At 73.3% G+C, this 13,645-nt stretch carries 11 protein-coding genes; 1 reads left to right on the top strand and 10 read right to left on the bottom strand.

The window, feature by feature from the left end; genetic code table 11:
- Positions 1 to 30: 30 nt before the first annotated feature.
- The 10 genes from BM393_RS12730 to BM393_RS12685 form a co-directional block, all read right to left on the bottom strand.
- Positions 31 to 498, bottom strand: coding sequence for a glycine zipper 2TM domain-containing protein (locus BM393_RS12730; protein ID WP_091726202.1), 468 nt, complete (start codon positions 496 to 498; stop codon positions 31 to 33).
- A gap of 266 nt (positions 499 to 764) precedes the next feature.
- On the bottom strand, positions 765 to 1,325 hold the full coding sequence (locus BM393_RS12725; protein ID WP_091726197.1) for an HNH endonuclease: 561 nt from the start codon (positions 1,323 to 1,325) through the stop codon (positions 765 to 767).
- 213 nt (positions 1,326 to 1,538) lie between these two features.
- Positions 1,539 to 2,264, bottom strand: a complete 726-nt coding sequence (locus tag BM393_RS12720) for a response regulator transcription factor (protein ID WP_254783512.1) — start codon at positions 2,262 to 2,264, stop codon at positions 1,539 to 1,541.
- Positions 2,265 to 2,333: 69 nt separating this feature from the next.
- Positions 2,334 to 5,318 carry a response regulator gene (locus tag BM393_RS12715; RefSeq protein WP_091726191.1) on the bottom strand — a complete coding sequence of 995 codons (2,985 nt, stop codon included), beginning with the start codon at positions 5,316 to 5,318 and terminating at the stop codon, positions 2,334 to 2,336.
- Entirely contained in the window at positions 5,315 to 6,472 is a 1,158-nt protein-coding gene (gene cheB, locus BM393_RS12710; RefSeq protein ID WP_091726187.1) for a chemotaxis-specific protein-glutamate methyltransferase CheB, read from the bottom strand. The genes BM393_RS12715 and cheB overlap by 4 nt, the downstream gene beginning before the upstream one ends.
- On the bottom strand, positions 6,469 to 8,640 hold the full coding sequence (locus BM393_RS12705; protein WP_091726183.1) for a hybrid sensor histidine kinase/response regulator: 2,172 nt from the start codon (positions 8,638 to 8,640) through the stop codon (positions 6,469 to 6,471). Before BM393_RS12705 ends, cheB begins: the two co-directional genes overlap by 4 nt.
- 36 nt (positions 8,641 to 8,676) lie before the next feature.
- Positions 8,677 to 10,137, bottom strand: a complete 1,461-nt coding sequence (locus BM393_RS12700; protein WP_091726178.1) for a CHASE3 domain-containing protein — start codon at positions 10,135 to 10,137, stop codon at positions 8,677 to 8,679.
- A gap of 16 nt (positions 10,138 to 10,153) precedes the next feature.
- A complete protein-coding gene (locus BM393_RS12695; RefSeq protein WP_175538326.1) occupies positions 10,154 to 10,729 on the bottom strand; it encodes a chemotaxis protein CheW in 576 nt (191 codons plus the stop codon).
- A complete protein-coding gene (locus BM393_RS12690) occupies positions 10,726 to 12,093 on the bottom strand; it encodes a protein-glutamate O-methyltransferase CheR (protein ID WP_091726168.1) in 1,368 nt (455 codons plus the stop codon). Before BM393_RS12690 ends, BM393_RS12695 begins: the two co-directional genes overlap by 4 nt.
- On the bottom strand, positions 12,090 to 12,620 hold the full coding sequence (locus BM393_RS12685) for a chemotaxis protein CheW (RefSeq protein WP_091731412.1): 531 nt from the start codon (positions 12,618 to 12,620) through the stop codon (positions 12,090 to 12,092). The genes BM393_RS12690 and BM393_RS12685 overlap by 4 nt, the downstream gene beginning before the upstream one ends.
- 282 nt (positions 12,621 to 12,902) lie before the next feature.
- Here BM393_RS12685 and BM393_RS26145 point away from each other — a divergent pair, with 282 nt between their 5' ends.
- A complete protein-coding gene (locus tag BM393_RS26145) occupies positions 12,903 to 13,643 on the top strand; it encodes a TetR/AcrR family transcriptional regulator (RefSeq protein ID WP_254783436.1) in 741 nt (246 codons plus the stop codon).
- The last annotated feature ends 2 nt before the right edge of the window (positions 13,644 to 13,645 follow it).

Genomic DNA, 13,645 nt, shown 5'->3' with positions numbered 1-13,645 from the left:
GGCCCCTGGTCGTTGATGAGCGCAGCGCGCTCAGTACGTGCGGGTCGCCGCCGGCGCGCGCACCACGCGGGCCTTGCCGCCGGTGGTGACGATGATCACCGGCTCGCCGGAGACCCAGTTCTCGTTGCCCTGCGCCTGGACGATCGCGCGGCGCTCGCCGTTGCGCAGCTGCAGCAGGATCTCGACCGCCTGTTCCTTGGTCACGCCGCGTTCGACCGCGTTGCCGAGCGCCGCGCCGGCCACCGCGCCGAGCACGCCGACGATCACGCCCTCGCGGCTGCCGCCGACGCTGCCGCCGGCCACACCGCCGACGACCGCACCCGTCACCGCGCCGGCCCCGCTCTGCGAGCCGTCCACCGTCACCGGCCGCACCGACAGCACCGTCGCATCCTGCACCTGCGACAGGCGCTGCGCGTCACCGCGCTGGATCACGTCCGGGTTCGTCGTCGAACAGGCGGCCAGGGCGGCCACCAGGGTGGCAATCAGCAGCTTCTTCATCTCGTCTCTCCAAATCGATGTGCCGGCCAACGACGACCGGTGACATTCCGTTGACCGCGCAACAAGTCTTTACCTCGGCGCCCTCGGGCTTCCCGCGCAGCAATGGCGCGTGGGTCCACTCTACCGGTACCGCCTTTGAGGGCTCTTAAGCGCGGCGTAACACCAGCATCGTCAGCGCGGGAAAGCCACGCCGCCGCTCACAGCTGGTCTTTGCCGAAGACCGTTGAACACTGTCGATCGCCGTCGATCACCGCTCCCTCTCCGGGTCACGACGCATACAGCCGCGACGACCTGGGCACGCTCGCCAGCAGGAACTCCATCTGGTCCGCCAGGATGCGCCGGCCGCGCAGGATCATGTCCTCGTGCAGGCTGGGCACGTAGGGCAGGTACAGCAGCGCCATGCGCGCCTCCTCGGGCGTGCGGTTGCCCTTGCGGCCATTGCAGGCACGGCAGGCGGTGATGCAGTTCATCCACGAATCCCGTCCGTTGCGCGACACCGGCTGGATGTGCTCGCGCGTCAGCAGGTCGGCGTGGAAGCGGTGGCCGCAGTAGGCGCAGACATGGCGGTCACGCGCGAACAGCTTGAAATTGGATAGCGCCGGCGCCTGGCGCCAGGCGCGGCTGGGAATGGCGCCGCGCACGGCCACGATCGGGTGCAGTTCGATGCGGGATTGCAGGCCGGACAGCCGCTGGTAGCCACCGCGCAGCACGTGGAAGGGCTCGCCCAGCGTCCACGCGATCGCGTCGCTGGCATAGAGCACCGCTGCTTCCTTGGTCGAGATCCAGGCCTGCGGGCGGCCCGAGATGTCCAGCTGCAGAACGTCCACGGTCGTTGACCTCCAGCGACAAAGGGTAATCCAGTCGCAGGGGGCAACTCAAGTGCCGGACGCGCAGGGAAGCGCCGCCAGGAACGATATTCAGGCTGTTCGCCCAACATAGGCGCCCGATTGCCGAGGTTCAAGCCGCCGACCGACCTCGATCGAGGGGCTCGTCCGGGCCAGGCGCCGCGTCGCACCGCGGTCAAGCGGTGTGCAGCGTCCTCACGGCAGGCGGCCGAGCGCGCGCAGCTCCGCGAGCGTGACCAGTCCCCCAGCCGACAGCGCGTCGTCAGGCAGCTGCGCGCGGCCCAGGCGCAGCGCCGATCCCTGGAGCTCCGCACGCGAAGCCAGCGGCGGGGCGTCCTCGCCGTCGATCTGGGCGATGCAGAGGCGGGCGCCGTCCGAGGTGCCGAGCCAGCCCACCAGGTCGCCGCCATCCAGGCCGGTGATCAAGCGCGCCGCCAGCGGTTGCAGCGCCTCGGCGCTGCCGGCGAGCACATGCACGACGAGGTCGGAGCCGTCCCGCACCGCCAGCCGCACCATCTGGTCGAGGCGCTCGTGCAGGGCCGCCGCATCGAACGGGCGAGGCGGCGGCACCTCCGGCTGTCCGGTCAGCTGCCGCAGCATGAGCTCGAGTTCCTCCGCCTTGTCGAAGAAGCCGTCGGCGCCGGCGGCCAGCACCGCGGCGCGATAGGCCTCGGTCTGGTGGGACAGCACATGCACCTGGCCGCGGTAGCCCTGCTTGCGCAGCGCCTTGAGCACCGCGATGCCCGAGCCGCCCTGCGCGAGCGACAGATCCAGCAGCACCGCGTCCGGCTGCAGGTAGCCGATCAGCGTCAGCGCGGTCGCCTCGTCGGCCGCCTCGCCGACGACGCGCAGCCCGGGCACCGTGTCGAGCCGCTGCAGCAGCTGCCGGCGGATGGTGAAGGAGTCCTCGACGAGGACCACGGTCAATGGTGTCGCATTCGCTTGCATCGTGCTGTCGCGTTTCCCTCGTGTTTCCCTCGTCAGGGAGTGTCAATCGTCCAAGGGGTCGAGGTCGCCCCAGCTGGTGCGGCTGATCGCGCGTTTCACCTCGTCCATGAAATGGCCCCGCGGCCCGGCCGGCGTGCGCGCGCCGGGCGGCGCCGGCACCGGCGCGCCGCCGGCCGCGGCCGCGGCGGCCGTCTCGCGGTTGACGGTGGCGCGCTGCACATGGCGGTTGAGCAGCTCGCGGTCGCGCGGCGTGAGCTGAGACGCCGCCACCACGATCACCGGGATCGCCGCGGTCAGCGGATCGCGCTGCAGCGCCTCGACGACGCCGATGCCGTCGACCTCCGCCATCAGCAGGTCCAGCACGATCAGGTCGGGCACGTGGCGCCGGGCCAGTTCGATGCCTTCCTTGCCGCCGGTGGCGCGCAGCACCGAGAAGCCGGGCTGCGACAGGTGGGCGCTCAGCGACTGCAGGTCGCCGGGCGCGTCGCTGATCGCCAGCACCAGGAACTTGCGCGTCGCGGTCGGCTTGAAGCCGAGCATCTCCAGCTCCTTGCTCAGCGCCTTGCGCGACACCGGCTTGTGCAGCACCGCGGAGGCGCCCAGCGACAGCGCCACTTCCTGCCCCGCGTCCACCGACACGACGACCACCGGGATGTGTGCCCACCCCGGCAGGTTCTTCAGCCGCGACAGCAGCTCCCAGCCGTCCAGCCCCGGCAGGTTCACCTCCAGCGTGATCAGCTCGGGCCGCAGGTGCGGGGCGAGCTCCAGCGCCGCCTCGGCCGAGGCGACGTGCCGCACCCGGAAGCCCGCCGCCTTGAGCTGCGTCTGCATCAGCGCCGCGGCCTGCTCGTTGTGCTCGATCACGAGCGCCAGCGGACGCTCGCCGGTCTCGTCGGGCAGGATGACGTCGGGGATCACCGGCTCGCGCCACGGCAGCCAGCAGGTGAAGCAGCTGCCCTTGTCGGGCTGGCTGCTCACCGCCACCGCGCCGTCGTGCAGCTGCACCAGGCGCGCCACCGTCGCCAGGCCCAGGCCGGTGCCCTCCACCTTGTGGGTCAGCACGTTGCGGATCTGGTTGAAGGGCTGGAACAGCTTGTCCAGGCCGTCCGGCGGGATGCCGATGCCGTTGTCGGTGACGCTGATCTGGACGAACTCGGCGTGCTCGCTGTCGGGCAGCTCGGAGCGCCGCCCGTTGGGGAAGCCCGGCAGCGCCTCGCGCGCCCGCGCCCGGGGCACCCGCCGCGCCTCGAGCCGGATGCTGCCGCCCTTGGGCGTGAACTTGGCCGCGTTGGACAGCAGGTTGTAGATGATCTGCCGCAGCCGGCGGCGGTCCACGCACAGCCGCTGGTGGCCGCCGACGCCGAAGAAGCTCATCTCGATGCGGTTGAGCCGGGCCCGTTCCTGCACGATCGCGAGCGCGTCGCGCAGCAGCTCGTCGAGCTCGACCGGCTCGATGTCCAGGTCGACGCGGCCGGCCTCGATCTTGGCCATGTCCAGCAGGTCGTTGACCAGCGAGAGCAGATGCTGCCCGGCGTTGTGGATGTGGCCGCAGAACTCGGCCTGGCGATCGCTGACCGGGCCGGCTGCGCCGTCGCGCATCAGCTGGGCGAAACCGATCACCGCGTTCAGCGGCGTGCGCAGCTCGTGCGACATCGTCGACAGGAAGGCGGTCTTGGCGCTGCTGGCGCGGCTGAGCTCGGCATTGAGCTGCTCCAGCGCGTCGTTGCGCTGCTGCAGCGCGGCCAGCAGCTCGGCGCGGCTGTCCGCCAGCTCGCGCGCGGCGCGCGCCTCGGCTGCTTCCATCGCGCTGTTGTGCAGCTCGGCGTGGACGCGCCGGGCCTCGTCCTCGAACTGCTTGCGACGCAGCTGCGCGCGCAGCCGGGCCTTGAGCAGCTCGACCTCGCCGTTGGCCTTGACGACGTAATCGTCGGCGCCGGCCTCCAGGCCGGCCAGCATCGACGCGCGACCCTCGAAGGCGGTGAGCAGCAGCACCGGGATGTCGCGCAGCGAGGGCGCCGACTTGATGCGCCGGCAGGTCTCCAGCCCGCCGATGCCCGGCATCTGCACGTCCAGCAGCACCGCGTCCACCGCCTGCACCGCGAGCAGCTCCAGCGCCTGCTCGCCGCTGGCCGCGGCGATGACGTCGTAGCCGTCGTCGCGCAGCAGCGCGCCGAGCTCGGCCAGCACGTTGGCGCTGTCGTCGACCAGCAGCAGCCGCTTGGGCCCGAGCAGGCTGGCGCCCTGCTCGGGCAGGCTGGCCTTGGCGCTGCGCAGCATCGCGGCCACGCGCGCCAGGATCAGGTCGACGTCGTCCTGCTTGCGGGCGAAGGCGTCGGCGCCGGCCTCCAGCGCGCGCAGCTCGGCCTCGGGGCCCTCGTCGGCGGTCAGCAGCAGGCAGGGCGTGTGGCGCAGCGCCGGATCCAGGCGCAGCCGGCGGATCACCGCCGCGCCGTCGATGCCGGGCATGTGCTGGTCGACGATCACCGCGTTGGGCCGCAGCGCGGCGGCCTGGCGCAGGCCTTCCTCGCCGTGCGCGGCGGTGTGGATGCCGTAGCCGTGCGGCTCCAGCGCGTCGCGCAGCGCCTCGCGGAAGGTCTCGCTGTCGTCGATCAGCAGCACCGAGGCCGGTTGCGGCATGGGCGTCGCCAGGCGGGCCTGGCGCTGGCGGACCAGCTCGCGCGCCCGGTCGATGACGTAGAGGCGGTCATAGGGCTTGCCGACATATTCGTCGGCGCCATGGGCCAGGCCGCGCAGCCGGTCGCTGGCCTGCGAGGCGTTGGACAGGATCAGCACGACGCAGTCGCCGCCCTGCGGCGCGGCGCGCAGCTCGGGCAGCCAGGCGCCGCCGTCGCCGTCGGGCAGCAGGTTGTCCAGCAGCACCAGCGCGGGCACGCCCTGGGCCAGCGCGGCGCGGGCCTGGGCCAGCGTGGCGCACTCGACGCAGTCGAAGCCGGCGTCCTCGAGCGCCTCGCGCAGGTCCATCCGCACCGTGAGGCTGTCCTCGACGATGAAGGTTCTCTTGTTCATTTGTGGGCTCCTCCCCAGGCCATGCCGCTCAATCCCATCAGGGCGGGGCCGATGTCGGACAGCGGCAGGATGCGCTCGGCGGCGCCCAGCTGGGCGGCTTCGCGCGGCATGCCGTAGACCATGGAACTGGCTTCGTCCTGCGCCAGCGTCGCGCCCCCCGCGCGGCGGATCTCGAGCAGGCCCTGCGCGCCGTCGCGGCCCATGCCGGTCAGCAGCGCGGCGGCGGTGCCCGGGCCGTTCTCGGCGGCCAGCGATTCGAACAGCACGTCCACCGACGGCCGGCACGAGTGGCGCGGCGGCGCGTGGCTGAGTTCGAGCACGCCGGCGCGCAGCACCAGGTGGACGTCGGGCGGCGCCAGCACCACCTGGCCGGCCAGGTCGCGCAGGCGCTCGCCGCCCCGGGCGTAGCGCACGCGATGCGGCGTCTGCGCGTCCAGCCATTCGGCGAAGCCGCGGCTGAACACCGCATTGATGTGCATCACGATCAGCACCGGCAGCGGCGCCGGCGCCGGCATCGACTGCAGCACCTTCATCAGCGCGCCCGGGCCGCCGGTCGACGCGCCCAGCGCGAGCAGGGCGCGCGCCGGTGTCGGCGCCTGGGCCGCCAAGCCGGCGGCGGGGCGCCCGCCCAGGCGAGCGCGCACATGGGTGATGACGCGGATCCGCGCCACCAGCCGCAGCAGCGTCACGTAGCGGCGCTCCCACTCGCCCGCGGGCGCGTTCGCGTCCGGCTTCTCCAGCACTTCGACGGCGCCGGCGGCCAGCGCCTCGTAGGTGCGCAGCAGCTCGCCGCGATTGGTCGACGACGAGACGATGAGGATGGGCGTCGGGCAGTGGGCCATGATGGCCTCGGTCGCCGCCTGGCCGTCCATGCCGGGCAGCATCATGTCCATCGACACGACGTCCGGCCGCAGCCGCTGGCACAGCGCGACGGCCTGCGCGCCGTCGTGGGCCTCGCCGACGACCTCGATGTCGCCGTGCGCGGCGAGCACCTCGCGGATGTGCGCCAGCACCGTGATCGAGTCCTCCACGACCAGCACCCGCAGCGGCCGGGCCGGTCCGGGGCCGGCCGGCGGCGCTGCGCCGGCGGCGCCGCCCAGTCCACCGATGCCGCCGATGCCGCCACCGCCGCCAACGCCTCCTGATGCGCTCATGCGGCGGGCTCCTCGACGGCCGCGTCGTCGTCGACCGTGCCGGCCGAGCGTGCCATCAACTGCGCGACCTGCGCCAGGAACTCGTTCTGCGCGAACTCGCCCTTGACGATGTAGCCGTCGGCGCCGACCGCCTTGCCACGGGCCAGGTCCTCGGGCGCGTTGCGCGAGGTCACCAGCACCGCCGGGATGTGGCGCAGCGCCGCGTCGCCGCGGATGCGGGCGACGAACTCGAAGCCGTCCATGCCCGGCATCTCCACGTCCACCAGGATGAGCGCGTAGCGCTCGCGCTGCGCCGCCTCCAGGCCGTCCTCGGCGGACGCGGCCATGTGCACGCGGTAGCCGGCGGCCTCGAGGATGCTCTGCTCGAGCATGCGGGTGGTCAGCGAATCGTCGATGACCAGGATGGTGCCGGTGCGCGGCGGCGCCGGCACCGGCCGTGGCCGCGCCTGGCGCGCCGCGGCGATCAGGCCCTCGGCGGCCAGCACTGGCACCGGCTGCTGTGCCGCGTCCAGCGCCAGGCCCGCGATCAGGGGCGACGGCGGCAGCAGCGCTGGTGGCGGCCGCAGCACGACGCTGGTGACGCCGTCCAGCGCGTCCACGCCCAGCGCCGCGCGCTGTCCACCGGCGCGCAGCACCAGCGCCGAGCGCGGCGCCGCCGCGGTGGTCTGGCCCGGCTGCAGGGCGTCGGCCAGCGGGAGGTGGGGCAGCAGTTCGTCGCCGACGATCAGGTGCGCGCCGTTGAGCACCGGCCGCTGCAGCACGCACTCGACCGCGTCCAGCGGCACCCAGGCGGCGACCGCGCCGGCGCCGACGCGGATCGCGCGCAACGCGGCCAGTTGCAGCGGCACGCAGAGCTCGACGGTCGTGCCTTCGCCGCGCCGGCTGCTCAAGGTCAGGCGTCCGCCGAGGCGGTCGGCCGTGTCGCGCACCAGGTCCATGCCGACGCCGCGGCCGGCCAGTGCGTCCACGCGCCGCGCGGTGCTGAGCCCGCCGCGCAGCAGGCGCTCGATCAACGCGTCGTCATCGAGCCGCGCCGCCCCGGGGATGCCCTTGTCGATGGCGGTGCGCCGCACTGCCTCGAGGTCGAGCCCGGCCCCGTCGTCGGCGCAGCAGAACAGCACCTCGCGGCCGCGGCGCTCGATCCGCAGCTCGATCCGGCCCTGCGGCGGCTTGCCGGCGGCGATGCGCTCGGCCGGCAGCTCGATGCCGTGCGCGACGGCGTTGCGCACCATCTGCACCAGCGCGCCGGAGACGGCGTTCAGCAGCGCCGCTTCCAGCTTGACGTCGCCGCCGTGGCCGGTGAGCCGGGCCTGCTTGTCCTGGGAGCGCGCGGCGTCGCGCGCGGTCCGCTGCAGCGGCGCGAAGAGCTGCGCGGCGGGCAGCAGCCGCAGCTGCTCGGCGCCATCGCGCAGCGCGACCAGTTCGCGCGCGAGCTGGCGCGCGCCGCGCTCGATCTGGTCCTCGATCCGCGCCAGCGGGCCGGCCAGGGCCTCCTGCTGGCCCTGCAGGCCGGCGCGCAGCTCGCGCAGCAGCGCTGCGGCGCGCTCGATCGGCGCGAGGTGCCCCTGCGTGCGCGCGATGTCGGCGAGCAGGCCGTCCAGCTCCTCCGGCATCAACTGGGGAATGGTCAGGATGGCGCCGATCGGATCCGGGTCCCCGGCGTCGTCCGGCTCGGCGGTGCCCGCGTCGGCGGGAAGGCCCACGAGGCCCGTGAGGCCCGTGAGGCCGGCGTTGACGGCGCTCGCGCCGGCGGGGTCGGGGACGCGCTCATACGCCGCGGCCGCCGAACCCGAACCCGAACCCGTGCTGGTGCCAGTGCTCTCGGCCCGGGGCGGCGTCGGCGCCCCGGCCGCCGCCGGGGCGTCCAGCGCGGTGATCGCGTCGCCGGCGACGTCGATCAGCGCCAGCAGCGCGTCGAGGTCGGCGCGGCCAGGGGCCTCGGCACGGTCACGCAGCGGCGTCAGCAGGTCCTCGATCGCGTGCGCCTGCGCCGCGATGCCGGGCTGTCGCACCACGCTGGCGGCGCCCTTGAGCGTGTGGGCCAGGCGCAGCAAACGCGGCGGCAGGTCGGGCGCCGGCGCCTGCTCGGCGGCGAGCACGGCCTCGCTCATCTGCCGCAGCAGATCGCGGGCTTCGATGCGGAAGAAGCGGTAGGGGTCCTTGGCCACGGCGCGCGGGGTGTCCGGTTCTTGAAGGGGTCGGGCTCAGGTCGGCTGGGCCTGCACCAGGCGCAGCAGGTCGCGGGACATCTCCGCCAGCTCGGTGGCCGTCTGCGAGGTCTGCCCGGAGCTGGCCTCGGTCTCCCGCGAGGCCTGCGCGGTGTTGGACAGCGCGACATTGAGCTGCTCGACCGCGGTGGCCTGCTGCTTGGTGGACAGCTCGATCTCGCGCGCCGCGTCGGTCGTGGTCACGACCTGGCCGGCGATCTTGGCGAAGGTGGCGGCCACGTCGTCGAACTGACGCGCGCCGGCATCGACCGCCTTGGAGCCGGTCTCTGTCGCCATCACCGTGGTGTTGACCGCGCCGCGCACGTCGTCGATCTGCAGGCGGATCTCCTTGGTCGACGCGGTCATGCGGTCGGCCAGCTTGCGGATCTCGTCCGCGACGACGCTGAAGCGCCGGCCCGCGTCGCCAGCCACGGTGGCCTCGATGGTGGCGTTGATCGCCAGGATGTTGGTCTGCTCGGCCAGTTCGCCGACCAGGTCCATCACCACCCCGATCTGCTGCGACTTGCGGCCCAGGTCCAGCATGTGGTCGACCACCAGGTCGATCTGCCGGCGCATCGCGGCGATGGTTTCGCGCGCCGCCTGCAGGGTGCCGTCGCCGCCACGGGCCAATCCAGCCGTCTGCTCGGCGATGACCACGACGCGCTGCGCGCTGTCGGCGATCTGGCGCGAGGTGGCCAGCAGCTCGGAGATGGTGGTGGAGATCTCCGTCATCGAGGTGGCCGTCTCGCGGGCGCCGGCGGCCTGCTGGTTCGCGGCCGCCTGCAGCTCCGCCGAGGAGCGCTGCACATGCTTGACCGCCGTGCCCACCTGGCCGCTGAGCGCGCGGTTGAGCGTCAGCGCCGCCGCCAGCACCAGCAGCGCGCCGGCGACGGTGCCCCAGACGATGGCCATGCGCACGCCGGTGGCGGCGGACTCGACCTCCTGCGCGCGCTGGCGCAGCAGGTCGTTCTCCTCCTCCTCCATCTGGGAGATCACCGCGCGCAGTTCATCCATGCGGCGCTTGCCCTCGCCCAGGCCCTGGACGCGCATGGCCGCCTCGATGGTGGACGTGCGGCGCGACTCGATGCGCTCCTTGTGCAGCTGCATCAGGCCCTCGATCATGGCCGTGGCCTGGTTCAGCCGGGCCTGCTGCCCGGGGTTGTCGCGGATCAGCGGCCTGAGCTCGGCCAGCTGTCGCGGCAGGTTGGCGACGGCGTGGCGATAGGGGTCCAGATAAGGATCCTCGCCGCTGAGCAGGTAGCCGCGCTGGCTGGTCTCGGCGTCCTTCATCAGGCTCATCAGCGCCTCGACGTGGGTCAGCGCCGCATGGGTGCGGGTGACCTGGTAGCTGGTCTGCGTCAGCAGGTCGACGCCGCGATAGGCCAGCGTCCCGATGAGCAGCAGCAGCGCGAAGGACAGCGCGAAACCCATCGACAGCTTTCTTCCGAAGGTCCACATGGCACGGTGCTCCCTGTCATCGGCCGGCGGCGCCGGCGCTTGTCGTTGTGGTGAAGGATCCCGCCGACGGCTCGCCGAGCTGGCTGCCGGCGACGGCGGCGATCAGGCCTTCCAGCTCGATCAGCGGGCGCAGCGCGCCGCCGCAGCGGACCGCCCAGCCGGTGCCGGCCGCGTCGCTCTGCTGCAGGCGATCGCCAGGCGTCAGGCGCCATTGGCCGTCGAAGCCCTCGAAGGCGAGCGCCAGCGGCGCGGCGCGCGCGATGGCCCACCAGCGCACCGCCGTCGCGGCCCCGCGGCCGATCAGCGCGCGCAGGTCGTAGAGCGGCAAGACCTGCCCCTGGTGCCCGGCGAGCCCGAGCAGCCCGGGTGCGGTGGCGGGATAGGGCGCGGCGGGCATGGCGGGCTGCAGTCCGGCCAGATCGGCCAAGTTCAGGGCAAACGGGTCGCCGGCAATCCGGATGCCCAGCACGTCCAGGACGGCGTCGTCATCGCCCAGCCGTCGCGGCTCGGCGAAGGAGCGGTCGAAGGCCGCCCGCCATTCGTCGAGCTGGCCCTCCAGCGGGTCGGAGCGGTCGGAGCGGTCGAGCGTCATGCGCGGGCCTCCTGGATCTCGTCGCGGCACAGGCGCCGCAGGTCGTCGCGTTCGAAGCCGCCGCCGAAACGCCGCAGCCGCTCGGGCGATTCGTCGTCCAGCAGCGCCAGCGCCCGCCCCAGTTCGCGCCGCGCGGCGACGATCTCGCCGCGACGCCGGGCCAGCAGGCCCAGGCGGAGGTGCGGCAGGGCGAAGGCGGCGTCCTTGGCGGCGGCGCGCTGGTGATGCCATTCCGCGGCGGGGAGCTGGCCGCGCTCCTCCATCGCCAGCCCTTGCAGGAACAGCACCTCGGCCTGCAGCGCGGCCGGTGTCTGCGGCGCGATCAGCCGGGCGCAGGCGCGCAGGCCGTCCTCGATCTGGCCGGCCTCGACCAGCAGCAGCGCCTCGTCGAGCAGGGCCTGGTCGGCGTGGTCGACGGGCGTGGCCTCGAATGCCGGCGCGTGCGCCAGCGGGGCCGTCGCCGGCTCCGGCACGGGGGTCGGCCAGGGAAAGGGCCAGGCGGGCGCCACGTCCGCGCCTTCGCGGCGATAGAAGAAGCAGCCATGCGCCTGGCGCAGCGTCAGCCCCGCGGCCTGTGCCTCGGACTGGCCGCGCAGCGTCTCCGCATGGCCCAGGAACAGCACGCCCCCCGGTGCCAGCGCGCCGACCAGGTGCTGGATCGCCTGGCGCAGCGCCGTGGGCGCCAGGTACATCAGCACGTTGCGGCAGAAGATGATGTCGAAGCGGTCCGGTGTCCAGAAGGCGGCGTCGGGCTGCCCCAGCTGGCGGGGCTCGAAGCGGACCCGCTCGCGGATCGCGGGCAGCGGCGTCCAGACGCCCGGTTCGACTGCGCGGAACCACAGCTCGCGCAGCTCCGGCGGCGTCGCGCGCAAGCTCCATTCGCCGTAGCGGGCGGCGGCCGCGCGCGCCAGCGCCGCCGGGTTCACGTCGACGGCCAGCACCTGCCAGTCGACGCCCTGCGCCGTCAGGCCGGCGCGATGCAGCGTGATGGCCAGGGTGTAGGCCTCCTCGCCGCTCGCGCAGCCGGCCGAGAGCGCCCGCAGGCCGGTGGACGTCGCGCGGCGCACCATCGACGGCAGCAGGTCCACGCGCAGCGCGTCGAACTGCTCCGGGTGGCGGAAGAAGAAGGTCTCGCCGACCGTCAGCTCGGCGGCGAGCGCATCGAGCCGGGCGCGCGTCGGCGCCTGCTCCATCTGGTCCAGGAAGCGCGCCGGACCGCCCGGCCCGGCCACCCGCGCCAGCGCGGCGGCGAGCCGGTCGTCCTGGCGGTCGTCGAACTGCAGGCCCAGGCGGGCGGAGAGCAACGTCCGCAGGCGCGGCAGCAGCGAGATCAGGGCGGCATCGGACGGCGACGGCCGCGTCATGAGGCCGCTCCCCGATGGCTGGCGGCCTCGCCGCCGTCCGCGGCGGAGAGGGCCGCGGTCGGCGGCAGGTCGTCCGGAAACAGCCGGGCCTGGTCGAGCACGGCGATCAGTTCATCGTCGCGCTCGGCCAGCGCGCTGACGGCACCATGGTCGCGGTCGCGCAGCAGCGGGGGCAGGGCGCGGAGTTGCTCCGCCGCGAAGGTCTGCAGGCCCAGCACCTCGGCGACCGCCAGCGCCACCCGGCGTTCGCCGGCGCGGACGACGACATAGCGGCGCACCGCCGCGGCGTCGGCCGGCGCGGGAACCACGCCGGACTCGGTCAGTCCCAGCAGGCCGGCCAGGTCGACGACCGGCAGCCAGTCGCCGCGGATGCGCGCGAGCCCCTGGACATGAACGGCCGGCGACTTCAGCGGCCGCAGTGGCTGCGGCCGCAGGGTCTCCTCGACGGCATCCAGCGGCAGGCCACACAGCCGGGATTGCACCCGGCACACCAGAACCCGGAACATGCCATTCAATGGCTTGTGCATTCTTCTGGCTCCCTGTTTGCGCCAGTCTATGCCGGCGTCGGGCGGACAGGCGTTGCCGAAGGTCACTGGCCGGCGCGCCCGCGAGTCACCCAGCGTCGCAGAGAAGTCCACGCCTCGAGTTCGGGTAAACCCTCGGACATCGCCCGACCCCAGCCTGCCAACTCGGGTCTGCAGCCTGGCTTTTTTAGGTCTGCACCACTAAAAAGGGGTGGGCAAGGATTGCCTTTCCGACCCGGAACTGCTCAAAATAGAACGATCGTTCGTTTTATTATTCCGGGCATCGTGTCCACCTCCCCCGTCACCGCCGCCAAGCCCGCCGCCGCCGTCGCGCGCCGTGGCGCCCGTTCGCTCCAGAAAGGCCAGCAGACGCGCGCCGCGATCCTGGACGCGGCGCTCGGGCTGGCCTCGCACATGGGGCTGGAAGGCCTGTCCATCGGCGCGCTGGCCGATGTGACGAAGATGAGCAAGTCCGGCGTCTTCGCGCATTTCGGCTCGCGCGAGGAACTGCAGATCGCGGTGGTGCGCGAGTACCACGCCAAGTTCGAGGAAGAAGTCTTCTACACCGCGATCCGCCAGCCGCGCGGCCTGCCGCGCCTGCGCGCGCTGTTCGAGCGCTGGGTGCACCGCACCTCGGTGGAAGTCGACTCGGGCTGCATCTACATCAGCGGCGCGGTGGAATTCGACGACCGGCCCGGCCCGGTGCGCGACGCGCTGGTCGGCATGGTGCGCGACTGGCACGCCGCGATCCGCAAGGCCATCCTGCTGGCGCAGGAGGTCGGCCACCTGGTGCCCGAGGCCGATCCGGACCAGGTGCTTTTCGAGATGCACGGCCTGATCCTGTCGCTGCATCACGACGCGCGCTTCCTGCGCAGCCCCGGTGCGCTCGCCCGCGCTCGCACGGGCCTGGAGCGCATCCTCGACAGCTTCGCCACGCCGGCCGGCCGCAAGGCCGATGCCCAGACGCGGCAGACGCCTCCTCACTCCGCCTCCGCGAGCCCGGCCCCGAGCCGCAAGCGCGCCTGAGC

It is taken from the genome of Mitsuaria sp. PDC51, from assembly GCF_900113225.1.
Taxonomy (GTDB): Bacteria; Pseudomonadota; Gammaproteobacteria; order Burkholderiales; family Burkholderiaceae_C; genus Roseateles.
This window is presented reverse-complemented; position numbering and strand designations above follow the sequence as displayed.